General features: G+C 41.9%; 20 protein-coding genes and 1 pseudogene. 13 read left to right on the top strand and 8 right to left on the bottom strand.

Annotated elements, in window-relative coordinates; translation table 11 throughout:
- Window positions 1-57: 57 nt before the first annotated feature.
- The 4 genes from rfbB to rfbC all read left to right on the top strand — a co-directional run bounded on the left by rfbB (window position 58) and on the right by rfbC (window position 3,680).
- Window positions 58-1,125, top strand: a complete 1,068-nt coding sequence (rfbB, locus tag NE535_RS07935; protein WP_261298109.1) for a dTDP-glucose 4,6-dehydratase — start codon at window positions 58-60, stop codon at window positions 1,123-1,125.
- 123 nt (window positions 1,126-1,248) lie between these two features.
- Window positions 1,249-2,115: a glucose-1-phosphate thymidylyltransferase RfbA gene (rfbA, locus tag NE535_RS07930; RefSeq protein WP_261298108.1), complete on the top strand. Its 867-nt coding sequence runs from the start codon at window positions 1,249-1,251 to the stop codon at window positions 2,113-2,115.
- Window positions 2,112-3,110 carry a dTDP-4-dehydrorhamnose reductase gene (rfbD, locus tag NE535_RS07925; protein ID WP_261298107.1) on the top strand — a complete coding sequence of 333 codons (999 nt, stop codon included), beginning with the start codon at window positions 2,112-2,114 and terminating at the stop codon, window positions 3,108-3,110. Before rfbA ends, rfbD begins: the two co-directional genes overlap by 4 nt.
- Before the next feature lie 12 nt (window positions 3,111-3,122).
- Window positions 3,123-3,680, top strand: a complete 558-nt coding sequence (gene rfbC, locus NE535_RS07920) for a dTDP-4-dehydrorhamnose 3,5-epimerase (RefSeq protein WP_261298106.1) — start codon at window positions 3,123-3,125, stop codon at window positions 3,678-3,680.
- A 39-nt stretch (window positions 3,681-3,719) separates the two neighbouring features.
- Here rfbC and NE535_RS07915 read toward each other — a convergent pair.
- From NE535_RS07915 to NE535_RS07895, 5 genes and pseudogenes are all read right to left on the bottom strand, one after another.
- A pseudogene (locus tag NE535_RS07915) lies at window positions 3,720-3,933 on the bottom strand (integrase core domain-containing protein); the annotation flags it as partial.
- A 148-nt stretch (window positions 3,934-4,081) separates the two neighbouring features.
- The gene (locus NE535_RS07910; RefSeq protein ID WP_261298105.1) at window positions 4,082-5,518 is read right to left on the bottom strand and encodes an OmpA family protein; all 1,437 of its coding nucleotides are present in this window, start codon (window positions 5,516-5,518) and stop codon (window positions 4,082-4,084) included.
- A 109-nt stretch (window positions 5,519-5,627) separates the two neighbouring features.
- A complete protein-coding gene (locus NE535_RS07905; RefSeq protein ID WP_261298104.1) occupies window positions 5,628-7,094 on the bottom strand; it encodes a leucine-rich repeat domain-containing protein in 1,467 nt (488 codons plus the stop codon).
- Between the two features lie 250 nt (window positions 7,095-7,344).
- Entirely contained in the window at window positions 7,345-7,746 is a 402-nt protein-coding gene (locus NE535_RS07900; RefSeq protein ID WP_261298103.1) for a hypothetical protein, read from the bottom strand.
- 1,168 nt (window positions 7,747-8,914) lie between these two features.
- Window positions 8,915-10,744 (bottom strand): ABC transporter ATP-binding protein, encoded by a 1,830-nt coding sequence (locus NE535_RS07895; RefSeq protein WP_261298102.1) that lies wholly within the window; start codon window positions 10,742-10,744, stop codon window positions 8,915-8,917.
- 200 nt (window positions 10,745-10,944) lie between these two features.
- Between NE535_RS07895 and NE535_RS07890 the strand changes: the two genes are divergently transcribed.
- The 7 genes from NE535_RS07890 (at window position 10,945) to sstT (ending at window position 20,106) form a co-directional block, all read left to right on the top strand.
- The gene (locus NE535_RS07890; RefSeq protein ID WP_261298101.1) at window positions 10,945-12,492 is read left to right on the top strand and encodes a DNA-3-methyladenine glycosylase 2 family protein; all 1,548 of its coding nucleotides are present in this window, start codon (window positions 10,945-10,947) and stop codon (window positions 12,490-12,492) included.
- 29 nt (window positions 12,493-12,521) lie between these two features.
- Window positions 12,522-13,073 (top strand): methylated-DNA--[protein]-cysteine S-methyltransferase, encoded by a 552-nt coding sequence (locus NE535_RS07885; protein ID WP_261298100.1) that lies wholly within the window; start codon window positions 12,522-12,524, stop codon window positions 13,071-13,073.
- A gap of 565 nt (window positions 13,074-13,638) precedes the next feature.
- Window positions 13,639-14,913, top strand: a complete 1,275-nt coding sequence (locus tag NE535_RS07880) for a DEAD/DEAH box helicase (RefSeq protein WP_261298099.1) — start codon at window positions 13,639-13,641, stop codon at window positions 14,911-14,913.
- An 11-nt stretch (window positions 14,914-14,924) separates the two neighbouring features.
- Window positions 14,925-15,404, top strand: coding sequence for a dual specificity protein phosphatase family protein (locus tag NE535_RS07875; RefSeq protein WP_261298098.1), 480 nt, complete (start codon window positions 14,925-14,927; stop codon window positions 15,402-15,404).
- An 86-nt stretch (window positions 15,405-15,490) separates the two neighbouring features.
- Window positions 15,491-17,041, top strand: a complete 1,551-nt coding sequence (locus NE535_RS07870; protein WP_261298097.1) for a phospholipase D family protein — start codon at window positions 15,491-15,493, stop codon at window positions 17,039-17,041.
- 455 nt (window positions 17,042-17,496) lie between these two features.
- Window positions 17,497-18,396, top strand: coding sequence for a chemotaxis protein (locus NE535_RS07860; protein ID WP_261298096.1), 900 nt, complete (start codon window positions 17,497-17,499; stop codon window positions 18,394-18,396).
- 483 nt (window positions 18,397-18,879) lie between these two features.
- A complete protein-coding gene (gene sstT / locus NE535_RS07855) occupies window positions 18,880-20,106 on the top strand; it encodes a serine/threonine transporter SstT (RefSeq protein WP_261298095.1) in 1,227 nt (408 codons plus the stop codon).
- A 163-nt stretch (window positions 20,107-20,269) separates the two neighbouring features.
- Here sstT and NE535_RS07850 read toward each other — a convergent pair whose 3' ends face one another.
- The 3 genes from NE535_RS07850 to NE535_RS07840 all read right to left on the bottom strand — a co-directional run bounded on the left by NE535_RS07850 (window position 20,270) and on the right by NE535_RS07840 (window position 22,157).
- Complete coding sequence (locus tag NE535_RS07850; RefSeq protein ID WP_261298094.1) at window positions 20,270-20,923, bottom strand: pseudouridine synthase; 654 nt, start codon at window positions 20,921-20,923, stop codon at window positions 20,270-20,272.
- A gap of 68 nt (window positions 20,924-20,991) precedes the next feature.
- Window positions 20,992-21,543, bottom strand: a complete 552-nt coding sequence (locus NE535_RS07845; RefSeq protein ID WP_261298093.1) for a protein disulfide oxidoreductase — start codon at window positions 21,541-21,543, stop codon at window positions 20,992-20,994.
- A 17-nt stretch (window positions 21,544-21,560) separates the two neighbouring features.
- The gene (locus NE535_RS07840) at window positions 21,561-22,157 is read right to left on the bottom strand and encodes an acyl carrier protein phosphodiesterase (protein WP_261298092.1); all 597 of its coding nucleotides are present in this window, start codon (window positions 22,155-22,157) and stop codon (window positions 21,561-21,563) included.
- A gap of 222 nt (window positions 22,158-22,379) precedes the next feature.
- Here NE535_RS07840 and NE535_RS07835 point away from each other — a divergent pair, with 222 nt between their 5' ends.
- Both NE535_RS07835 and queA read left to right on the top strand, forming a co-directional pair.
- Window positions 22,380-22,571: a hypothetical protein gene (locus NE535_RS07835; protein WP_261298091.1), complete on the top strand. Its 192-nt coding sequence runs from the start codon at window positions 22,380-22,382 to the stop codon at window positions 22,569-22,571.
- Window positions 22,572-22,687: 116 nt separating this feature from the next.
- Window positions 22,688-23,740 carry a tRNA preQ1(34) S-adenosylmethionine ribosyltransferase-isomerase QueA gene (gene queA, locus NE535_RS07830; RefSeq protein ID WP_261298090.1) on the top strand — a complete coding sequence of 351 codons (1,053 nt, stop codon included), beginning with the start codon at window positions 22,688-22,690 and terminating at the stop codon, window positions 23,738-23,740.
- The last annotated feature ends 23 nt before the right edge of the window (window positions 23,741-23,763 follow it).

The following is a 23,763-nucleotide window of genomic DNA, read 5'->3' as shown; positions in this document are numbered from 1 at the left end:
CTGCCTGAAACTCTATTATAATCAAGTTAATTGCATTTTTACCTATTGAGTTTTTCATTGAACATTTTAGTCACCGGCGGAGCTGGTTTTATTGGTTCAGCCGTCATTCGATATTTGATCCAGCACACGACTCACAGTGTGGTGAATGTTGATAAGTTAACCTATGCTGGCAATTTATTGTCATTAAAGTCTATTGATCAAGATAGCCGCTATAGTTTTGAGCAAGTCGACATTTGTCATCAAGCTAGGCTGCAACAAGTATTTGAACAGCATCAACCGGATGCTGTGATGCATTTAGCTGCCGAAAGCCATGTTGATCGCTCAATCACTGGCCCGAGTGACTTTATTCAAACCAACATTGTTGGCACCTACAACCTATTAGAGGTTAGTCGTCAGTATTGGCAAACCTTAACCGTACAAAAACAGCATGCATTTCGATTTCATCATATCTCGACTGATGAAGTGTATGGCGATTTAATCCACCCTGATGAAATAGATCAAGCTGACTTACCATTGTTTACCGAGCAAACTGCTTATGCGCCGAGTAGTCCTTACTCAGCTTCAAAAGCGGCGAGTGATCACTTGGTGCGAGCTTGGCATCGCACATACGGTTTACCCACCTTGGTATCAAATTGTTCGAATAATTATGGCCCTTATCATTTCCCTGAAAAACTTATCCCTCTTGTTATATTAAATGCGCTTGAAGGGAAACCTTTACCCATTTATGGCAAAGGCGATCAGATCCGTGATTGGTTGTATGTCGACGACCATGCTCGCGCATTACTTAAGGTGGTAACCGAAGGCGAAGTAGGGCAAACATATAATATTGGTGGCAATAATGAGAAACGCAATATTGAAGTGGTCACCGAAATTTGCGCAGTACTGGATGAGCTTGTGCCCAAATCGGCCCCTTATGCGGAGCAAATTGTTTATGTTACCGACAGGCCTGGGCATGATAGACGCTATGCCATAGATGCCACTAAAATTGCCACTGAACTAGGCTGGTCACCACAAGAAACCTTTACTTCAGGCATCCGCAAAACAGTTGAGTGGTATTTAGCAAATAGGGCTTGGTGTAAGCAAGTTCAAGATGGCAGTTATCAGCGGGAACGCTTAGGTCTTTAGTTAGAAGCTTAAGTCTTTAATTACAGAACATAGGTAATTAAGCTGCTATATGTCGTCGATGGTGCCTGACTTAAGTATAATCGCACCAGGTGTTTTACTTTTAGTGATGGTGGATGAGGTTTTATGAAAGGAATTATTCTTGCAGGAGGTTCAGGTACACGCCTTTATCCATTAACTCGTGGCGTATCGAAGCAGTTATTACCGATTTATGATAAGCCTATGATTTATTATCCTTTATCTGTTTTGATGCTTGCAGGCATTCGTGACGTACTTATTATTACCACCCAAGAAGACCAAGCCAGTTTTAAGCGTTTACTCGGTGATGGCTGTGATTTTGGTATTTCATTAACCTATGCGGTTCAAGCTTCACCGGATGGCTTAGCGCAAGCGTTTATCATTGGTGAACATTTTATTGGTGATAGTTCAGTATGCTTAGTGCTTGGTGATAACATTTTTTATGGTCAATCATTCAGTCAAACATTGCAAGATGCAGCTAATAGACCTATTGGCGCAACCATTTTTGCCCATCAAGTGAAAGATCCTCAACGCTTTGGCGTTGTAGAGTTTGATCGTCATTTGAACGTTTTATCAGTTGAAGAAAAACCGCTACAACCTAAATCCAATTATGCGGTAACTGGTTTATATTTTTATGATAATCGGGTGGTTGAGTTTGCTAAAGCATTAAAACCTTCTGCACGAGGTGAGCTTGAAATATCCGATATTAATAATCGCTATTTAGCTGATAACAACTTGAATATGGCACTGTTAGGCCGGGGATTTGCCTGGTTAGATACCGGTACCCATGAAAGTTTGCATGAGGCGTCAGGTTTTGTGCAAACCATTGAAAATGTTCAGGGCTTGAAAGTGGCTTGTTTAGAAGAGATTGCTTGGCGAAAAGGTTGGCTAACAGATGAGCAATTATCTGCAATTGCCCATTCGATGAAAAACAACGCTTATGGTCAATATTTGGCTAAGTTGCTCACTCAATGATATCTGACATAGAAAATAAAGGCGTATCTGTCGAGACATCTAAAACCCTGCATAAGATACCAATCAAAGCCCCTAGTACTGTCAAGGTAATGCTAACTGGCGCAGCTGGTGCTGTTGGCGTATCGATTGTTAAACAGTTAGCAGGTAAAGTCGATTTATATGCCTACACCCACAAACAACTGGATATTACTCAGTTAGCTAAAGTCTACGAAATCATTGATGAAGTAAAGCCTGATATCATTATCAATGCCGCGGGTTATACGGCAGTTGATAATGCACAAAACGATGAAGCTCAGGCCAATCTGGTTAATCATGATGGCGCACAATATTTAGCGTTAGCCGCTGAAAAAATTAATGCGGTATTGTTCCACCTTTCTACTGATTATGTGTTTTCAGGTGAGTCTGACGCGGCCTATACCGAGCAAGACTTACCTCATCCTATTAATGTGTATGGACAAAGTAAGCTGGCGGGAGAGTTAGCCATTCAGCAAAGCTGTACCAAGCACATTATTATCCGCACAGCCTGGGTTTTTGCTGAACATGGACAAAATTTTGTCAGGACAATTTTAACGCTAGCGAAAAACCATTCGCAGTTGGATATTGTTGACGATCAAATTGGCGGCCCAACCTATGCGGGTGATATCGCCAAAGTGATAGAGGTGCTGATTAATAAACTTTCCGGTGATGATGTTTCGTCTGTTCATTATGGTATTTATCATTATTGTGGTTTGCCTTATGTCAGTTGGAAAGGCTTTGCTGACGCGATAATTATGGCCGCTAAACAAGGTGATATTATTGATACTTTGCCCAAAGTGAATGGCATATTATCTGAAGCATACCCAAGAGCGGCTAAAAGACCCAAGAACTCACGTTTAGATTGTCGTAAAATAGCGCAAGTATTTGATGTGCTGCCATCTGACTGGCAAGCGGCATTAAGCGTTGTTGTCAGCTCAACTGACTTTTCACTTGAGCCGTTGACGAAACCGAAACCCTAATTAAGACGTCTTATGAAGATTATTAACACCGCCATAGCCGATATCAAACTTATTGAGCCCACGGTTTTTGCTGATGAGCGTGGATTTTTTATGGAAAGCTGGCATCAGCAACGCTTCGAGCAATTGGTGACTGGTCAGCCGACAACGTTTGTTCAGGATAATCATTCCCGCTCGTTTAAAGGAACCTTGCGAGGCTTGCATTATCAGCAGCAACATACTCAAGGTAAACTCGTTTGGGTGACAGCTGGTGAAGTGTTTGATGTCGCAGTGGATATTCGCAAAGGCTCGCCAACTTATGGGCAGTGGGTGGGAGAGTATTTATCTGCAGATAATAAAAGACAAATTTGGATCCCCGCCGGATTTGCACATGGCTTTTATGTGCTAAGTGACTATGCCGATTTTGTTTATAAATGTACTGATTTTTATGATGCATCATCAGAAAAAGCCATTTTATGGAATGATGCTGATTTGAATATTGACTGGCCATTAACTGCGAGACCATTATTGTCAGATAAAGATCGGCAAGCAGCAGCTTTTGCCGACATTGAACCACTTGATTACCACTTTTAAGAGCAGCTTAAAAACTCATTTTGCTTAATCGTGTTCTAATCAACTCCAACCGGACTCTTTTCTAAAAGAGATTTCTAAATCTATTGGTGATAGATCAGCATTTGCCGAGTGAAGCCGTTCTGCATTGTAATATTTCATATATTTCGCTACATCATCACGCACACGTTGACGAGTTATATGTGATAGTTTTAATAACCAATCGTGTTTCAAACAACCAAAACCGCCTTACAACAGCATTGTACCAACATGTTCCACATCACCCTTTAGAAGCTAAACTTGCAAGGTGATTGGCTGAAAGTACAACTAAACTAGGATATTTGTACTGCAATAGGTGTACGCCCAACGACTGTTCAGCGCACACCTTAAGTTACTCCGATTAGTATTTTAAATCTGAGTACTGGTTACTTATTATCGGAGCGAAGTACCAACTCGACACGGCGATTGAGTTGCTTGCCTGCGTCGTTACTATTGTTGGCAACTGGGGAGTATTCGCCTATACCCTTGGCGGTAAGCTGTTGTTTGTTTATACCGTGCTGACTGGTCAGTGATTGCACCACGGCCTTAGCCCGCTTTTCAGATAACACTTGGTTATAGCTCTGTTTACCTTGGTCATCGGTGTGGCCGATAACATAGAAGTCTTGCTTCTGGTTAGCCTTAAGATAGCTTGCCACAATCGTTATCACTTCGGCGGCCTCTGGTAGCATTTCATCGCTATCAAACTTAAACAATAGGCCGTCTAGTGCCACGTGACCAGTTTGCGCAATCTTGTCAGTTAGGCCTTTTAGATCAATAACTAATCTATCATCTATAAGGCTGGTTTCTTCAATAAGTTTAAGCTCGCTCCATAGGCCATTCTCGAAACCTGTAATGTAGACCATGGCATGCACAGTACCCTCAGGGCGAGCTAATTTATAGAGAGAATAAAACTGGTTTTCATCCAGTCCAATATGTGCAAAGGTTTTGATGCGTTGATGAATTTTTCGTGATTTACCGCATTCATTACCTTGGCAGTGAAACCCACGCACAAAACCGAGTTTTTCTAACGGCGCCTTGTAATTAGCATTGACCTCATATTCAGAATAACCGCGAGGAAGTTTGTAGTTTATATCGGTGATCTTACCTTCAAGGGATTTGATTTTGTGTTGGTCCTTGTCTATGCCATCAAACACTAAGGTTTGGCCAAATCCTTGTTGTAGGTAATCTTGAATATAGGCTCCGGGCAGTCTGGCTATCATGGGATGATCGCTAGCGCCTTGTGCATCCTTGTTCGTTCTGTCTTTAAATGACTCTTGTTCTACCACCGCGCCGAGATAGGCTTGATTGGTTGTTAATAAATCCAGTGGCTCATCTATCTCCTCGATAATATCCAGTTGCAGCCCAGCACCATTGTGCCAATTAGCCGCATAGACTGAGAGGTAAACTTGTTTGTTTTTAAGGGGGAGCTTAGCCGTGAGTAAAGCCGGTGAGTTCTTCGGAATATCGTTAAGCGGACTAATTTGTTTCGAAAGTTTGTTCTTGTTACCACAAGCATCTAGCTGGCATTCAAATAGTATGTTGCCTCCTAACTTTATTATTTGTGCTTTATAGTTATTAACGGCATGGCTAGGGTCATAGCTGCTGGGAAGTTCATAATAGGTGCGTTTTAGCTGTCCGGCATAAGTTTGAGTTTGATATTCCCCCTTATCAATACCTGAGATAAAGGCGAACGGAATATAATGACGAGTCTGCTTTTTATAAACTTTACTATCGGCAAGCGGTGCGAAGGGCTGTTGCTCTGGCTCTGCTTGAGCGCTGACGGCTAAAGTACAACATAGCGCTAATAATAGTTTTTTTATCATTGTATTTCCTTTTACAGTTTATGGACTAAAGGCAATTGATTATCTATGCCACTTAGTTTCTTAGAGCTATTTTTTAAGGTTTAACTTTTGCTGCTTAGCTGTTTGCTTATTAGTTTTTGGGGGCAGGGCAATCTGTTAACACTGTCAGTGATTTGTTGCCCTCGTCTATGCTTTGCATTAGCGCCATCATCTGATTGGGGTCAAGTCCTTTATACATTAAGGCGACACCAGGCTGATGTGCTAAAGGGGCTAACCGCGAGCAATCTGTCATGTTCATGATCGAGATAGAGCTAGCTTGGCTATGTGCTAATGCCTGCCAATCTTGAGTGTCGATATTTGAAAGCATCAGGTTAGCTGAAAGTTGGCTAATATCGCCAAATTTTGCTATCTGACTCTGCTCTAGGTTGAGTATCTCTAATTTCGCTAAGCTCGATAAGGGAGATAAATCATTGATTTTCCCGCCCTTTAAATTGACTGTTTGCAGTTGTTTGAATTTTTTCAGGTCTTGAAGATTTACTGTCGATGACAAACGGCAGTTAAGCTGGGTAAGTTCATTGCTGTTACTTAATTGAAGCTGCTTAGCCGCAGCTTCTACACAGCTTGCTATTTGTGGATCGTTAAATGTCATTGAATCGATGGAATATGACGGCGAGCGCACCAGTAATATATCTAGGGTGACTCGCTCATTGTCGGTCTCGACAACACCAGTAATACGGGCTTGGTATGGTTGGCTTATATCTGCTAATACTGCATCTGGCAGCTGTAACTTAAGCTGTTCATTAATACTGAGTTGATTGGTCAGCGTAAGTTGTTTGAGTTGAGAAATATCGTGGACTTCAAGATAGCTAAGATCGTTAAAATAAGGGAGATCATTAGCCGTAAATTCATAGCTTAGCGTCAGTGTTTCAACAGATTTATTTTGTGGCTGCTGTAATTGAGGCTCAGTCGCCCTTGTTAGATCCGCCTGCGATGTCGCGTCAGTAAATTCATCTGTCTCCCCATGTTGTATTAGTTTCTCAACCATTTCCATCTCGACACTTTGAACGTTTTCAACCAAAGAGGGAAGGGCCTCAGACAGATAGCAGAATTTAGCCACCTCAAACATGTCTACAACCATATTGACCTGAGTTTGACCAAGATTGAACGCCATTAATGCCGAGAACGCTTCAGCTTCATCTCTTGTCGTTACTAGGGAGTCGATGTTATCGACATAGTCTTGCAGCTCTGCTGTAGTTTGTTTAAATTGCACTAATTGCTCGGGTTGATAGCAGTGACTGTCTTTGTCGATGTTTGCGAGAAAATGCTGATAATGGGGTAAATACTGGTTGGCTAGCGCTAACATTTGCTCGGCAGTCTGTGTCATGTCGCCAATAAATTCGCTTTGTAGCACGATTTTTGCGCTTTGAGTCTCGTCTAGCTTTTGTGATAACAATTCCATTTGCTGAGCATGTTGTTTACTGAGTAGATGGGATTGCTCGACGATAGTGCTGGTATCTTGTTTGAAATGTAGGATGGCATCGCGGGTCGAGATTGCGAGTAGCTCGTTACTGTATGTCATTGCTGTGATAACAAACATAATCACTATTAGCCGAGCTAAATTGTTTATCTGTGAAACCGCGGTAGAGTACTAGCTTTAATAATTGCTTAATTGCCATTAGCTTCCCTGTTTATATAGTCAATTTAGCCTTGATTGATGAGTATCAATACAGGTAGCCCACAAAAGTGATTCAAACAACCAAGGTTATAAAAGATGGGTAATAATCGACGCGGCATGAGATATCACTTCAGGGGGAAACAAGCCCCCTGATTAATCGTTAAGCCTAAATTTAGAAATATAAATTATCGACTAACTTTTCATTGACATATAACTCGCATTTATCGGCCGTACTGCTCTTTGAAGATTGCACGACAGCAGCGATGGCACCAAAGGCGCCGCCTTGATTACCTAACACTGAACCAAAATAACAATGGCTGCGTACAGCAAAATCTTTGTATTTTGCGTTTAAGTTTTGAGTTGGAGTGTAAGGGGGGAAACGACCTTGCATAATGGGGTCGCCGTTTACAGTTAAGATCAAAATATTTTTCTTGTCATGATAACTGCCGTTAAATTTGAGCTCTGTACCATCTACTTCGACCGTTTTTTCGAGTGCCATACGAGGGCCAGGATCTGAAGCACAACCAGTAAGAATCGCAGCAAGTGTTAAGGCAGAAAGTGAAGCGTATTTCATTTAAATAGTCCTTTATATCAACAGTAAAACGTCCATGAAGGAGCGAATGTTAATTTAGACAAAAAAGCATAACAATGAGATGTAATCTTATTCGCTAAAAATAAAACTTTAGTTTTACGCCATGATCTTATCCTAAAGTTATCGCTCGCTGTATTACCCTTTCGGGTGTATTTTGATGGAAGTTAGACTTGTTAACCCTCGATTTATATGAAGAGTTTCTTAGAAAGTGCATAAAATGTACTTGCGAGACTGAAGTCTATGGGTCATTCGTTAATTTTGAAAAAAGTCACTTGTTTAAAAAAGGTATTAGCCAGCTGTGAATCGCATAACTATATTTAGTGGGTATTTTATAAGCGAGTTGTTCTGAGCCTTGACGTGTTATCAGATAGGTTATTTTTGCCACATTAACAACATCAATCACTTCAGATAATGGGTATTTCCTCTCACCAACTAGGCTAGTTTTCACGATCAAATTACCATGATCGATTTTTAAGCGAGTCGGCACATCATTATTAATGATAAGGAGGCTAATACCCAGGGTGAGATCGCGAATACTTTTCGCCCAATTAGTGGAAGTTTATTAATCGAATATCAACTGCATGGACGCAGTTGTTAAGCCATCATGGATGATTTCACGGCGTTTCGTTTAATAAACTTTCACGAGTTGTATAAAATGCAATCACTCATGCGGTAGCCCTGGGCTAATACCGTTTGAAAAGAACAAGGCTGTTAAGTACTGCATTGCAACAGGGATGTATGTAGTGTGACTATCTGCCAAACAGGTAGTTTACCTTATAGATCTGACTTTATTTTATCCAGAACGCCACGGGTAACTATCACCGGTGGAGCATAAACTCTTGCTGTGCCACTTGTTTTAATGTCAATGGGTTGATTTGTTGCCATTGGGGGGAAGTCGTGCCCTTAAAATCCTTAGGTTAGTTATCTATGCCATAAATAGCGCCTTCCTGAAAAACTTCTGCCTAGGAGCTGTATATGGCCAGCCCCTAGCCAACGACTAACCAGCTCGCAATTAAAAGTGCTATCTATTTGGTCGCAATGATTGTCATCAACTGCTCCAAGTTTATCCTGGAGCAGGTGTTTTCAAATAGTCAGATTATTAATGCTAGGTGTGGTTAGTTAGAGACTACATTTTTACCATTACTCCACTCTAATCAATCCCTAAAAATCCACCGGTTTGATGTGCCCAAAGCTGGCTATAAATGCCATCTGAAGCAATCAGTTCTTGATGTGTTCCTTGCTCAATAATTTTGCCTTGGTCGAGTACTATTAATCTATCCATTGCGGCAATAGTCGATAGACGATGGGCGATGGCAATAACGGTTTTACCTTCCATTAATTCATATAACGACTCTTGGATTGCGGCTTCGACTTCAGAATCGAGTGCTGAGGTGGCTTCATCTAAAATCAAAATTGGTGCGTTTTTCAGCAGTACCCTGGCAATGGCAACACGTTGTCGTTGTCCACCTGATAGCTTGACACCGCGCTCACCAACCTGGGCGTCTAAGCCGACATTGCCATGGGGGTCGGTCAAATCTTGAATAAAGTCATAGGCCTGGGCTTGTTTAATTGCCGACATCAATTGCTCATCAGTTGCGTGTGGGTCGCCATATAAGATGTTTTCACGGATAGAGCGGTGAAGCAGGGAGGTATCTTGAGTTACCATGCCAATATGTGCGCGCAAGGAATCTTGGGTGACATCGGTTAAAGGCTGGTCATCGATTAATATCTGTCCTTTTTCGACATCATGGAAGCGCATTAACAGGTTCACCAATGTTGATTTACCTGCGCCAGAGCGTCCCACTAAACCGACTTTTTCACCGGGTTTAATGTTTAATGCAAGGTTGTCAATTACACCCGTTTTTTCACCATAGTGAAAGCTGACTTGGTTAAAATCAATTTTACCTTGGCTGACATTAAGCGCTTTAGCTTGCGGCTTATCTTCAATAGCAATTGGTTTGGATAAGGTATTCATGCCATCGGTAACGGTACCGATGTTTTCAAATAGTGAGCTAATTTCCCACATGATCCATTGTGACATGCCGTTTAAGCGCAGTGCTAAGCTCACCGCGATAGCGATAGCGCCGACAGTAATGGCGTCGTCCGCCCATAACCAAATAGACACAGCAGCAATGGTAAAGGCCAAAAGGTAATTGATAATTTGCACCAATACACTGATCACCGTAACTAAACGCATTTGACCATAAACGGTTTTTAAGAAGGTCATCATGCTGTCTTGGGCATAATCTGCTTCTTGTTTAGTGTGTGAAAACAGTTTAACGGTTGAAATATTGGTGTAGCTGTCAACAATACGGCCGGTCATACTTGAGCGGGCATCAGCCTGCTCGGCAGAGATGGCTTTAAGCTTTGGCACTAACTTCCATTGAATGGTTACATAAGCAAAAAGCCAGATCAGCATAGGCAGCATCAAACGCACATCTGCACTGGCTATCATGACTAACATTGAGGTGAAGTAAATCAAGATGTACATCAATACATCTAATAGCTTCATCACTGTTTCTCGCACAGCAAGGGCAGTTTGCATCACCTTAGTTGCCACACGACCGGCAAAGTCATCTTGATAGAAGGAAATACTTTGCTTAAGTAAATAACGATGCGCTAACCATCGAATGGCCATCGGGTAATTGCCTAGTAGCGTTTGGTGAACAATCAATGAGTGCAGTAATACCAAAAGTGGAATGATCACCAATACAATGACCGACATGGTAATTAATGTGGTGCTTTCTTCTTGCCATAAGGTGTCAGGATTTTTGGTGACTAGCCAATCGACAAGTTGCCCCATAAACCCAAACAATGACACTTCTAACATGGCTAATAATGCTGTCAGAATTGACATGATAATAAGTGGTGCACCAAACCCTTTAGTGTAATGACGACAAAAAGCATATAAGCCTGTTGGCGGCTGGGTGGGTTCTTCTGGCGGTAAGGGTTTTACTAATGATTCAAAAAAGTTAAACATGCAGGGCTCTAATTATTCATCAAAAAATTCATCCTTAGGATACCTGAACTACTTGCGCTTGTTTATCTTTGATGTTGAGTTAAGGGATAATTTGGACAATAAAGTGTGCAGCAGACATTAGCTTGAGTTCCGATTTTCGCTAGTGCTTCTAAACTGGCTATTGTAGAGTAGTTGTCAATATCACCTTTGTTGGATTCGCTGTGCCTAGATTACCTGAACATGATTGCGCCTTATTGGCTGAAGTTTGCCGTCAGGCGAGGCTAAGCCGAGATGCACGATTTGATGGACAGTTTTTCACCGGGGTGTTTAGTACGGGGATTTATTGCCGCTCAATTTGTCCTGCATCACCTCCCCATGAAAAAAATGTTCGCTATTTTGATACCAGTATAAAAGCCGCCAATCACGGACTAAGGCCCTGTTTACGTTGTCGTCCAGACAGTGCGCCGCATTCCTATGCTTGGATGGGCACGCAAACGACATTGCAACGAGCCGTCAAGTTGATTGATGCTGGTGCAATGGCGGGGGATAACGCTTTAAGTGTTGAGCTGCTGTCTGAAAAATTAGGGATCAGTAGTCGCTATTTGGTGAAGTTATTTAATCAATATTTAGGTACTTCGCCTAAGCGTTATGCGGTGTACCAACAAGTGATGTTTGCTAAAAAACTCTTGCATCAAACCAGTATGCCCATTACTGAAATCGCCTTAGCGGCGGGATTTAATAGTATTCGCAGCTTTAATGATGCCTTTAAACAAGCATTGTTATTAACCCCGAGTGCGTTAAGGAAATCAATAAATCCACAGCCGAGCGATTCGAGATCTACACGCACGCTTGCTGCTGGCACGGTAAACTCGTCTATTTCCTTAAAGTTAAGTTATCGCCCACCACTTAATTGGCAAGCCATGCATGATTTTTATCATTTAAGGCAAGTTAGCCAAATGGAGTGGCTGTCGGATAATGCTTATGGTCGCAGTTTTGATTTAGATGGGGTGAAAGGCATATTTGCGGTTAAGCATATCGCAAGCAAAGCGCAGTTTGCATTAACCGTCAGCTTTGTTCGTCCAGCCGATAGCCGCTACTTGGCAAACGTGGTAAATGCAGTCCGCAAGATGCTCGACCTTGATGCTGATATGGCGACAATTGAGCATAAGTTGCAAGACATTAAACCCGTGTTGTTAAATCATCTTCAAGGCCTAACCTTAATCAATGATTTAAGTATGGTTAAGGGGTTACGGATCCCTGCTACCTTTACAGTGTTCGAGGCGGCGTGCCGTGCAGTTCTGGGGCAACAAGTGAGTGTGGTACAAGCGTCTAAGTTATTGAATACGCTCGTGGTACATTATGGTGAGTTAATTGTGATAAATCAGCAAGAGTATCGTTTATTTCCAACCCCGCTTGCTATTGCAACGGCTAGTTTAGACGCGCTAAAAATGCCTGGGGCAAGAAAGTTAGCTTTAAATGGGCTAGGGCAGTTTGTGCATGATAACCCACGTTCAACACCGAGTGATTGGCTAAATGTAAAAGGGATTGGCCCCTGGACTGTGGCCTATGCGCAAATGCGCGGCCAAAGTAATCCTAATGTGTTTTTATCTGGCGACTTAGTGATTAAAAATCGCTTAAAAGCCTTTTGCCAACCACTTACCGTGGCGCTTGATACCCCAAAACAGTATATCGAGTTAGCCGATGACATCGCGCAGCAAATTGCTCCTTGGGGCAGCTATCTAACGTTCCAACTTTGGGCAAATACTTAAGGCTTAACAGTTTAATAAAGGAAATCAATATGGTCATTGAATATCAGCCGCCAGTGTTAGAAGTGCTCCTTACCAGCCCTGTTGGGATTTTGTCGTTAAAGGGGTCAGCTATGGGCTTAACCCATTTGACGGTTGTGGATCTAAACCGTCAATCAGATCAAGTTGAGGAGTGTGCTGTAAATGAACTCCCCATAGCTGCTTGTTCAGACAACAACAAAATGCGCGCACAGCAGCATATTAACGCAGTAAAGGGACAATTAAGTGAATACTTTGCCGGTACGCGCCAAGCATTTGAATTAGCCTTAGCGCCCAAAGGTACGGTTTTTCAGCACCAAGTATGGCAAGCATTAGCGGCAATGCAGTTTGGCGAAGTTTGTAGCTATGCTGATATTGCCCAGCGTATTGAACGTCCTAAAGCGGTAAGGGCAGTGGGAGCAGCCAACGGCGCTAACCCCATAGCGATTATTGTGCCTTGCCATAGGGTAATAGGCAAAAATGGCAAGTTAACGGGCTATGCCTATGGCTTAGAGATGAAGCAATTTTTATTAGGGTTAGAGGCTGATAAGTCACACAGAGTATAGAAATAGACTTATTAACAAAGGCTGCATTGCAAATAGTTCATCGCGTTATATACCCAATCAACCTGAAGATGCATGTTTCAGAGCTTCACCGTGTTTTCAATACTAGGCGCGTTAATGCGGTAATGTAGGTACCTTATAATTTAACGCAACAACGCTGTTGATTTAACAATCAGGGGAACACGGTGAAACTCCCAAAGGGCAAGTTTTACACGCGTTTATGCTGCGTTATTGATTTTAGAAAGGGAATAGCCATTACTCGCAATCAATGCCTTGCTTAAACGCGTGTAAACTCTTGCTGAAATCGCGCATCTTCAGGTCGTTTGGGTATAGACACACTATTCATAAACTGGCGCAAGCATGTTGGCATCGAGAGCCCATTGATGGTGTGTTCAGAGTTTGAAGTCGGTTTTCGATTTAAGTGTTCATCCTTCTTCCTTGCGATGTTTAAATCGCTACAGTGCGTCACTTTTAGCTGTGATAACACTGGTGTCTCGCCCCGTGTTTCTAGCCTCTTTGGCTAAATTAAGGTAAAATCAGCGTTTATCTTAATTGACTGAATTGATTCATGACCCAAGCGGCTACTTTTACTGATTTTGGTTTGTCTGCACCTTTACTTGCACGACTCACTGAGCTGAACTACACCACGGCCACACCTGTGCAGGCAGCCACTATTCCGGCCTTATTACAAGGTAAAGACGTGCTAGCGGGGGCGAATACCGGTTCTGGTAAAACGGCAGCGTTTGCGTTACCCATTATTCAACATTTAAGTGTGAACACCCAGCGCGGTGCTTCTAAGCAAAATAATGTCAGTTGTTTAGTGTTAGTGCCAACTCGTGAATTGGCCAAGCAGGTTGCTGATAGTTTTCAGTCTTACTCTAGCCACTTAAATGGCTTGATTAAAACGGTAGCTGTATTTGGTGGTGTGTCGATTAATACCCAAATGTTGGCATTACGTGGTGGTGCGGATGTGGTTGTTGCTACACCGGGTCGATTGTTAGATTTATTGTCGTCAAATGCACTTAAGTTAAACAAAGTGACGCATTTAGTGTTAGATGAAGCTGACCGCATGTTAAGTCTTGGTTTTACCGAAGAGTTAAATCAAGTGCTTGAGTTAATGCCAAAGAAAAAGCAAACCTTGTTGTTTTCAGCGACTTTTCCGGAAGATGTGCAAGCTTTAGCCTCATCGTTATTAACAAATCCTCTTGAAATTCAAATGCAAAGTGCTGAAGCGAGCACCCTGGTACAACGCGTTTTTACCGTAAATCGTGAAAGTAAAACTGCATTATTGGCTCATTTAATTAATGAGAATCACTGGCGACAAGCACTCATTTTCGTCAATGCTAAAAATACCTGTGAACATTTAGCGCAAAAATTAGCTAAAAGAGGCATTAATGCTGAGGTGTTTCATGGTGATAAAGCCCAAGGTGCAAGAAATCGTGTATTAGAGGCTTTCAAATCATCTGAAATTGATGTATTAATTGCCACCGATATTGCGTCACGGGGTATTGATATTGATAAATTACCCGTGGTGATTAATTTTGATTTACCAAGAAGTCCAGCTGATTATATGCATCGAATTGGTCGAAGTGGCCGAGCCGGTGAAGTTGGCCTGGCAATTAGTTTGGTATGTCATGATGATTATCATCATTTCTCAGTGATTGAGAAAAAGAATAAGATCCGCCTTGAGCGTGAGCAAGTTGCAGGCTTTGAGGCAGATGAAGAAATGCCATTAAGTGCGCAAATCGTTAAACCAATGGCCAAACCCGCCGGTACAGGTAAAAAGAAGCGTAAAAAACTTCCCGCTGTAAACGTCGAAGTATGGTCAACAAAACCAGATTAAGTAGTAGGTATATGAAACAAGTTTTTTGGTTAATTGATGGGCAACTTGCAGGACGCAGTGGTCCCAATAAAGATGCATGGGATTTAGCAGAGTTAAAAGCCGCAGGTTTTGGTGCGATAGCATCACTGAATGATGGCGCTATGTGTGATACACAACAGATGGCTGATTTGGGCATCGAACATCAAATATTTAACTTGCCGGATAATATTCCGCCCAAGCCTGAAGATGTGCACATTTGCGCTGAAATCATGCCCAAGGTACTTGAGTTTATTCGCCAAGCCGAAGCGCAAAATAAAGCAGTATTGTTACATTGCCGTTCAGGTATCAATCGTACTGAGCTAATGATGGCTTATTATTTAATGGAAAACGGTGCGGCTCCAGTGCACGCGGTCAGCCAAGTTCGTAATGCCAGTGGTTTAGCATTTGATGCTGAGGGCTGGGATCAGTTTGTCTATGATGTGCTTTACACATTACAAAGCCCGTCGAATTAAAACAGCATACAGCCTCGATTGAATGAGCTATTTGGCCAAGGGATTAACTTAGTCAATTAGCTCATTTTTGTTTAAAGGAGCAAAACATGTTTCGCTACAGGATGTTAAGGCCGCTATTTTCTTATTACGCATCTATTTTTTTATTGGCATTATTTGTCAGCGGATGTTCAACCCATTATGTTTACCCCACCGCGCCGCTTGAATATCAACTCGCCAAACCTGATAACACACCTTTAGCTCAGTATTTGCAGCAACTTCCTGAACTGGAAACGCATAATGGCATTTATCCTTTACATGATGGCTTAGATGCTTTTACGTCGCGATTATTGATGATTGATAGCGCCAGCGTGTCTATCGATTTGCAATATTATCTTTATCATGATGACGAAACAGGCAAGCTATTAACCTTACACCTTTATAACGCCGCAGAGCGTGGCGTAAGGGTAAGGTTATTAGTGGATGACATGACCACCAAAGGGCGTGACTTAGGCATATTAAACCTTGCCGCTCACCCTAATATTAGTATTCGTATTTTCAATCCAGCCGATGATCGAACTTTTCGTAATATAGCGTTTTTAAATAACTTTTCGCGCTTAAACCATAGAATGCATAATAAATCGCTCACTATTGATAATTTAGTGAGCGTGGTGGGTGGCAGAAACATAGGCGATGAATATTACTCGGCAAACCACAACGTTGAGTTTGGTGATTTTGATGTATTGATGGTGGGTAAGGTTGTTGAGCAGGTGTCTGAGCAATTTGACCTGTACTGGAACTCATCTCAAGTTAGGCCTATTGAACAACTGTTTGTAAGAACATCTAACCAACCTGCAGCCGATGAAATTCAGCAGTATTTTAGGGATTATCATCAATCGGTGCTCGATCATCCATATCTGCTGCGTTTAGCCCAGTCGCAGTTTTTATATCAAATGCTTAACCATCAATTGAACTGGTTTTGGTCTGATGCTGAGCTGATTTATGATATGCCGAATAAGCTAAATCAACTCGATGAGCCTATTTTACTGGATGATTTAAATCTATTCTTTCAAAAAACCAATGACGAAATGGTCATGTTGTCGCCTTATTTTGTGCCAACCGAGAAAGGCGCTGATGCCTTGATAGCGGCGGTAAAACAAGGCAAGAAAGTCACCATTATTACTAACTCACTTGCCGCCACCGACGTGCTGGCGGTACATGCTGGTTATATTCATTATCGAGAACGTTTAGTCAAAGGCGGGGTAACCATATATGAAATGAAAGCCCATCCCGCTAATGATAAAACCAAAGCGAAAAAGTCGACTCTAGCGGGAAGCTCGCGCAGCAGCTTGCATGCCAAAATGATTGCGATTGATAAGCAGCATTTATTTGTCGGCTCCTTTAACTTTGATCCACGTTCAGCCTGGTTAAATACTGAAATGGGGGTGATTATTGAAAACCCTGAATTAACGCAATTAATTGTTGAAAGCATTGATAACAGCATCTCAAAATGGGCGTATTTGCTTGAATATAAAGATGAACAATTACAATGGTTGGATATTCAAAATCAAACCTATTATCAACAAGAGCCTGAAACAAGCTGGTGGCAACGATTTTCGGCAAAATCCCTATCGCTTTTGCCTATTGAATCACAACTTTGATGATGTTTTTTCAGGATTTTTTAATGAATAACGCCATCATTATTTGATGTTGATGCTATAGTCAGTTTATACCCTAAAATGTTTGACGGTATTACAATACCGTTTCGTTGATGTGTTTAGGGTCTGTTGATCTTTCAAGGTTGTTTTTGCAGCGAATTGTTGACCATTTATACAAGGCAGAGGCTTTGCCGTGTAGTTATTCTACATAATAAGCCGATAACGCAGTAAAAATGGCCAACAAACGCTGTCCGAAGGATTCGGCTAAAAACGAATTACGCTTTGTTGAGTGAGTTTTGCTTAGATTGCTAGGCTACAATTCACTCGCCGCGCTTAATTCGTTTTTATCTCGAACAAAATTCCACCAGCAAAGATCAACAGACCCTAGGGTTATGATAGGAATGTGACTAATTAAGTCGCAATAATTTGAACTCATTTTTATCGATAGAGGAACGTTAATGGCGTCAAAGCAGAGTAAAGCTAGTCAATCACAAGGGTTGTTGTTATTCCACTTGAATCACTCGCAGCTATTCGCTTTGGGCACGCTTAAAATACGTGAATTAGTCCCTTTTACCGAATTGACTAAAATCCCTAATTCTCATCCTAGTATTATGGGGGCGGCGACCGTTCGAGGTGGCACTATTCCGGTTATCGATATGGCGGCTGCCATTGGTTTTCGGCCGATTGAACAAAGTGAGTTGAAAAATTGTTTTATCATCATCACAGATTGTCAGCGGATGGTTATTGGTTTTGTGGTACGCGCCATTGATAAAATCATTGAATGTAATTGGCGTGATATTGAACCACCATCAAGTAGTTTAGGTAAAAATGCTTACTTAACCGGCGTTACCCGTTTTGATGGCCGCTTGGTACAGTTACTCGACGTTGAGTTGCTTTTATCTAAGATTTTTCCCAATGATCCTACCGTTAACCGCGCTATTTTGACCGACGTACAACGCGAAAAACTCAAACCGCTGCGAATTTTAATTGTCGATGACTCTAAAGTGGCCCGCAAGCAGTTATCCGATGCGCTTGATTCAATCAATATTTCTTATGAAGTGACCTCTAATGGCCATGAAGCTTTAATGATGATGGTGGAGGCGGCAAAAGAGCGTAAGCCTGTTGACCTGTTGGTCAGCGATATTGAAATGCCAGGGTTAGACGGTTATGAGTTGTCATTTGAAGTAAAAGATAATCCTGAAATCGCTAAGGCGTATATTATTTTGCATACCTCGCTTTCAAGTGAGATTAGCTTAAGCCAGGCCAAGCAGGTTGGCGCGAATGAAGCTCTAACCAAGTTTGATGCCAAAGAACTGATTGAAGCTATGCTTCGGGGCGCACAATTTTTATCCAAGTAAGCTGTTGGCATTGCAGTAATGCTGAGTCAAACCACTGGGTACTTTGGCTTGTTTGTATTTATAGTCGCATTGCCGTGAATGCGTTCATGCGTGAATGAGCGTTGATTAAACCTAACTCCAGCCATTCTATAGAAGAGGGTAAGTACTGTCAGTTGAAGCTATTTCTTTACCTGTTCTAGGTGGTTTGGTAGGCATTATCGGTTTTCATTAAACGCTTAATACTCCAGTTTAATCTGTTATCAATTATGCCGCTAAGATTTAATCCATCGATATCTCACCGCCCCTCTCACTTAACTGCCAAATCGGCTAATTATGCTGCCGTTGCACCTGAGCATGTTTAATAAATGTGGTCAGGTTGCGAATTTTGAGTAATTTTCAGTTTAATTAACCGCCTTTGCTAGACTTTGCCCATAGCATCCTGATATACAACCTCTATATCTGAATAACAGATAAAAATAATAAAATAAATTTGAAGGTTAAGTCATGAATCAAAACACATCGCTGTTTGCGCGTATTGTGAACGGTAGCCTAGTGCTACAAATTATCGGCGGGATCATTTTAGGGGTGATCCTCGCATCGGTTTCAACGTCGGCGGCTGGGCAAGTTGCTTTTTTAGGTGATTTATTTGTCGGTGCGTTAAAAGCTATTGCGCCTATTTTAGTTTTTATCCTTGTGGCATCTTCTATCGCGAATCAGAAGAAAGATAGTCACACCAATATGCGTCCTATTATTGTGTTGTATTTACTCGGCACACTCGCAGCGGCCATTACCGCGGTTGTATTCAGTTTTATGTTCCCGACCACATTATTACTCGCAACGGGGATTGAAGGTTCAAATCCACCACAGGGCATTGGTGAGGTACTGAATACCTTATTGTTTAAAGTGGTCGATAATCCTGTAAATGCACTTATGACCGGCAATTACATCGGTATTTTGGCTTGGGGTGTGGGTTTAGGTGTTGCTATGCACCATGCAAGTGATTCAACTAAGCAAATGCTAGCTGATTTAAGCGATGCGGTATCCAGTATTGTACGCTTTGTTATTCGCCTTGCGCCTATTGGTATATTTGGTTTGGTCGCGGCCACTTTTGCCACAACTGGCTTTGCTGCATTAGCCGGTTATGCCCAGTTATTATTGGTGTTAGTTGGCGCAATGTTATTTATTGCACTTGTGGTAAATCCATTGATTGTTTACATCAAAATTAAGCGTAATCCTTATCCATTAGTGTTTAAGTGCCTACGTGAAAGCGGCGTGACGGCATTTTTTACCCGTTCAAGTGCTGCTAACATCCCAGTTAACATGGCTTTATGTGAAGAGTTAAAACTGCATAAAGACACCTATTCAGTGTCGATCCCTTTAGGGGCAACAGTTAACATGGGTGGCGCGGCGATTACTATCACGGTATTAACCTTGGCAGCGGCACATACTTTAGGGATTCAGGTTGATTTTATGACGGCGATTTTATTAAGTGTGGTTGCTGCTGTATCGGCTTGCGGAGCTTCGGGTGTGGCGGGTGGATCATTACTACTAATCCCATTGGCCTGTAGTTTATTTGGTATTTCGAATGATGTTGCCATGCAAGTGGTTGCTGTGGGCTTCATCATTGGGGTTATTCAAGATTCTGCTGAAACCGCATTAAACAGTTCTACTGATGTGGTCTTTACGGCTGCCGCATGTGAAGCCGCTGAGAATAAAGCTAAATCTGTGTAAATGATTTTGCGGATGGCGCGATGAATTAATTTGCGCCAATCCCGTTAATCTTCGCATTGAGTAATGATATGCCGACACTTTGAAATGTCGGCATTTTTTATGGCTGATGATCCCATTTAAATTGAATAGGGGCTCTGGAATGGTAGGTAAACTTGAACGTGAATTAGAAGTGCTCTGGGCTAACAAAGGTCAATTGAGTCAGTTTGTAAGGGTGAGTAATAGACAAGGATTTAGCGTGCAGTTTTAATCTAGGGCTTGCGTTAATCGCTGCCGTATCGGCATAAAAAGTATCACCTAGAATGGGGTGGCCTAAAGCCAGCATGTGAACCCGTAATTGATGCGTTCTACCTGTGTGAGGGCAGAGTTCGATTAAAGTACTGTTATCACGATGCTTAAGCACCTGATAATCGGTTATCGCAACTTTACCCTGTGCGCTTACTTGCTGAAAAGGTGGGTTATCAGCTATGGGGCCTAAGGCTAAATCAATTTGTCCTGAAAGTGGTGATACATGGCCTGCAACCTCGGCTATATACACCTTTTTCGCTTCACGGTTTTGAAATTGGGTTTTCAAAAGTGATTCGGCTTTTTTGTTGCGGGCAAAAATTAAAATGCCTGACGTGTCACAATCTAATCGGTGCACTAAAATGGCATCGGAATAACGCTCAATCACGCGACTAATCGCGCAGTCATGGGTCTCTGGCGCTCGTCCTGGGTTCGATAATAATCCCGACGGCTTATTAATAACGATGATGTCTTTGTCTACATGTCGAATATCTAACCAAGGAATGCTAGGCGGTTGATAACTAAAAATATGCATTGGTTCACTCAGAAGAAATTAACACGGATGATGAGGGGGAGTTTAGCAAACTTGTCGTCAAATGATCATCAAAAAGTGCTTAACCACAACCGTATTTTAAGCCCCCACTGGGTAGTAATACCTGATGTCACAAAGCGAATTTGTTGTTGATTATCGATAATATAGATAGCGGGAAAAGCATTCGCTCCCCATTGTTGTGAAAGGCTTTGTTGTTGTGGGGCTAACGTCATATTCGCCTCGTTAATCACGGTAAACTGCAAGTCATTTTTGTGCATGTATTGAATAATATCTTCATCACTACCTGATGCCACTGCAATAGCAATAACCTGATAGTCATTAGAGGATGCAAGGTTGTTAATCATTGGTGAGGTCACTTTGCAGGCGGGGCACCATGTTCCCCAAAAATAAACCAAGGTAGGCTTGGTCGAGCTAGCAAGCATAAATGGCTGTTGCTGAACTGTGATGGCCGAAAGTGGTGGTGCCTGGCCATTTATCATATCGCGTTGTAAGTAACTGGCAATTGCAAAAAGAACAGCTAACAAAATGCACAGATCGCGAATTTGCTTTATCCAAAAAGCGCGACTTTTAACGCGTTGGCCAAGGGGGAGATTATTATTCATGTGTATTTCGCTTATGTTTACTTTAAATATTCTGCCGGTGTTTTTCTGCTATAAATGCGGCTATATGCCATAAGTTGCGGATAAAAAGTGCGAAAAGCGATTTCGATATCAATATAGAGCTTGTCTACATCTTTTATTGCACTGTTGAATAATTCGGGTTTCGACAAACGCTTACTTATGCCAGTAATCGCTTGATTTAATCCTTGCTTAGATTGATAACTGCTTAGCCAATCCTGTTGCACAATATTGGGGATGATATGCTGCAGTTTTTCCGGTAACTGCTGAGTGGTTTGCATGCATTGATAGGCTTTTTGAGTAAAATCGGCCAAAGATTGGTGATGATATTCTTCCCAGTAATAAGCCAGGTAATGATCAAAAGCTAAATCAATTAAAATGGGTGCAACTCTTCGAGACGTTTTGGGAAATTGCTTTAATAAATCAATAATAATCTCATGACTGTCGGTGACCACATCTATCTGTCTATGCAACCAAATGCCCTGCTGCAAATGTTTAGGGTGGTCAATTATGCTACCTTTGGCAAAATCACCAGCTAGATTGGCCGTTAAGTGAGTGCCACTGATATCAGCAAGGTGTAAATGTGCAAGAAAGTTCATGAGTTTATGCTTCTTTTTTAATGATTTTACAGTATGATAACAACTAAAAATAAAAGGGTATTTGTCAGTAAAGCAATCATTACGTTTGCTAACTGTATCACAGACAAGCAAAATGCTGCACAAATAAGCCTCACAACAATGACATAAGCATTATTAACTACCGAATTATCATTAACTACCGAATTATCTCTTGAGTAACGTTTGTTTTTAGGATCATGGAAGATGAAAAACTGGCTGAATAAAATAATAGGTCGCACGCCTGCGCCTACCCGCAACAAAGTCACGGTCGATTTACGCTATCAATCGCACAGCTTTACCATGGACGATTTTAAAAATGCCGGTAAAGAAATAGAATCCGCTGCAATCAATGCCGTTGACAGCACGATTTCTGAGTCAAACGAGCCGGATAGATAGCGCTACAAGTAATAACTCATGCAATGTTAAGCTAATTAAATGATCGTCTAAACTTGATCTTCACTCAAGGTCACCATAGACTAGCGGCCGTTTTTTAGACTTGTTGAGATCTTATTATGCGCGTCACCGACTTTTCGTTTGAGCTTCCAGATGAATTGATTGCCCGTTACCCAACGGCGCAACGCAATGCATCGCGTTTACTTACTCTTGATGGCCAAACTGGCGCCTTAGCAGACAAAAAATTCACTGATTTATTGCAAATGATCAATCCCGGTGACTTGATGGTATTTAATAATACCCGAGTGATCCCAGCACGTTTATTTGGTCAAAAATCAACAGGTGGAAAGTTAGAAATTTTAGTTGAGCGCATGCTTGATGATAAGCGGATTCTCGCTCACGTACGAAGCTCAAAATCGCCGAAAGTTGATAGCTTAATAGACTTAGATTCTGATTCAGGTTGCGGATATCAAATGAAAATGGTGGCTCGCCACGATACCCTTTTCGAGCTTGAGTTATTATCAGAACTCACTATTTTGGAAGTGTTAGAGCAAATCGGCCATATGCCACTGCCGCCTTACATTGACCGCCCTGATGAAGATGCTGATAAAGAACGTTATCAAACCGTTTATAACCAAAAGCCGGGGGCAGTTGCTGCGCCAACAGCAGGGTTACATTTTGATGATGCTATGTTGGCGGCTTTGAAAGATAAAGGTGTCAATATTGCGTTTGTGACGTTGCACGTAGGTGCGGGGACTTTTCAACCCGTGCGCGTTGATAATGTGCTTGAGCATAAAATGCATTCTGAGTGGGCTGATGTGCCAAAAGAGGTCGTTGATTTAATAGCCCAAACCAAAGCCGCCGGTAATCGTGTGATTGCGGTTGGTACCACTTCTGTTCGTTCGTTAGAAAGTGCCGCCAAAGCTTGTGGTGACAATCCATTAACTGAGTTTTGTGGTGATACCGACATCTTCATCTATCCAGGTTTTACGTTCAAAGTTGTCGATGCCATGGTAACTAACTTTCATCTTCCTGAGTCAACATTAATCATGTTATTGAGTGCTTTTGCTGGTTATGATGAGGTCATGCAAGCCTATCATCACGCGATTGCGCAAAAATATCGCTTTTTTAGCTATGGCGATGCGATGTTTGTGACGAAAAAAGCCCCCTAAAAGCAAAATATGATTTAAAATAA

Source organism: Shewanella holmiensis (genome assembly GCF_025370255.1).
GTDB classification, from domain to species: domain Bacteria; phylum Pseudomonadota; class Gammaproteobacteria; order Enterobacterales; family Shewanellaceae; genus Shewanella; species Shewanella holmiensis.
This window is presented reverse-complemented; position numbering and strand designations above follow the sequence as displayed.

Bases quoted from the DNA above. Each gene is read 5' to 3' on its own strand.
- rfbD (WP_261298107.1), top strand. From the start codon at position 2,112: ATGATATCTGACATAGAAAATAAAGGCGTATCTGTCGAGACATCTAAA.
- NE535_RS07850 (WP_261298094.1), bottom strand. From the start codon at position 20,923: ATGCATATTTTTAGTTATCAACCGCCTAGCATTCCTTGGTTAGATATT.
- NE535_RS07885 (WP_261298100.1), top strand. From the start codon at position 12,522: ATGGTCATTGAATATCAGCCGCCAGTGTTAGAAGTGCTCCTTACCAGC.
- NE535_RS07880 (WP_261298099.1), top strand. From the start codon at position 13,639: ATGACCCAAGCGGCTACTTTTACTGATTTTGGTTTGTCTGCACCTTTA.
- NE535_RS07875 (WP_261298098.1), top strand. From the start codon at position 14,925: ATGAAACAAGTTTTTTGGTTAATTGATGGGCAACTTGCAGGACGCAGT.
- NE535_RS07845 (WP_261298093.1), bottom strand. From the start codon at position 21,543: ATGAATAATAATCTCCCCCTTGGCCAACGCGTTAAAAGTCGCGCTTTT.
- queA (WP_261298090.1), top strand. From the start codon at position 22,688: ATGCGCGTCACCGACTTTTCGTTTGAGCTTCCAGATGAATTGATTGCC.
- NE535_RS07870 (WP_261298097.1), top strand. From the start codon at position 15,491: ATGTTTCGCTACAGGATGTTAAGGCCGCTATTTTCTTATTACGCATCT.
- NE535_RS07905 (WP_261298104.1), bottom strand. From the start codon at position 7,094: ATGTTTGTTATCACAGCAATGACATACAGTAACGAGCTACTCGCAATC.
- rfbA (WP_261298108.1), top strand. From the start codon at position 1,249: ATGAAAGGAATTATTCTTGCAGGAGGTTCAGGTACACGCCTTTATCCA.
- NE535_RS07835 (WP_261298091.1), top strand. From the start codon at position 22,380: ATGAAAAACTGGCTGAATAAAATAATAGGTCGCACGCCTGCGCCTACC.
- NE535_RS07900 (WP_261298103.1), bottom strand. From the start codon at position 7,746: ATGAAATACGCTTCACTTTCTGCCTTAACACTTGCTGCGATTCTTACT.
- NE535_RS07840 (WP_261298092.1), bottom strand. From the start codon at position 22,157: ATGAACTTTCTTGCACATTTACACCTTGCTGATATCAGTGGCACTCAC.
- sstT (WP_261298095.1), top strand. From the start codon at position 18,880: ATGAATCAAAACACATCGCTGTTTGCGCGTATTGTGAACGGTAGCCTA.
- NE535_RS07910 (WP_261298105.1), bottom strand. From the start codon at position 5,518: ATGATAAAAAAACTATTATTAGCGCTATGTTGTACTTTAGCCGTCAGC.
- rfbC (WP_261298106.1), top strand. From the start codon at position 3,123: ATGAAGATTATTAACACCGCCATAGCCGATATCAAACTTATTGAGCCC.
- NE535_RS07895 (WP_261298102.1), bottom strand. From the start codon at position 10,744: ATGTTTAACTTTTTTGAATCATTAGTAAAACCCTTACCGCCAGAAGAA.
- NE535_RS07860 (WP_261298096.1), top strand. From the start codon at position 17,497: ATGGCGTCAAAGCAGAGTAAAGCTAGTCAATCACAAGGGTTGTTGTTA.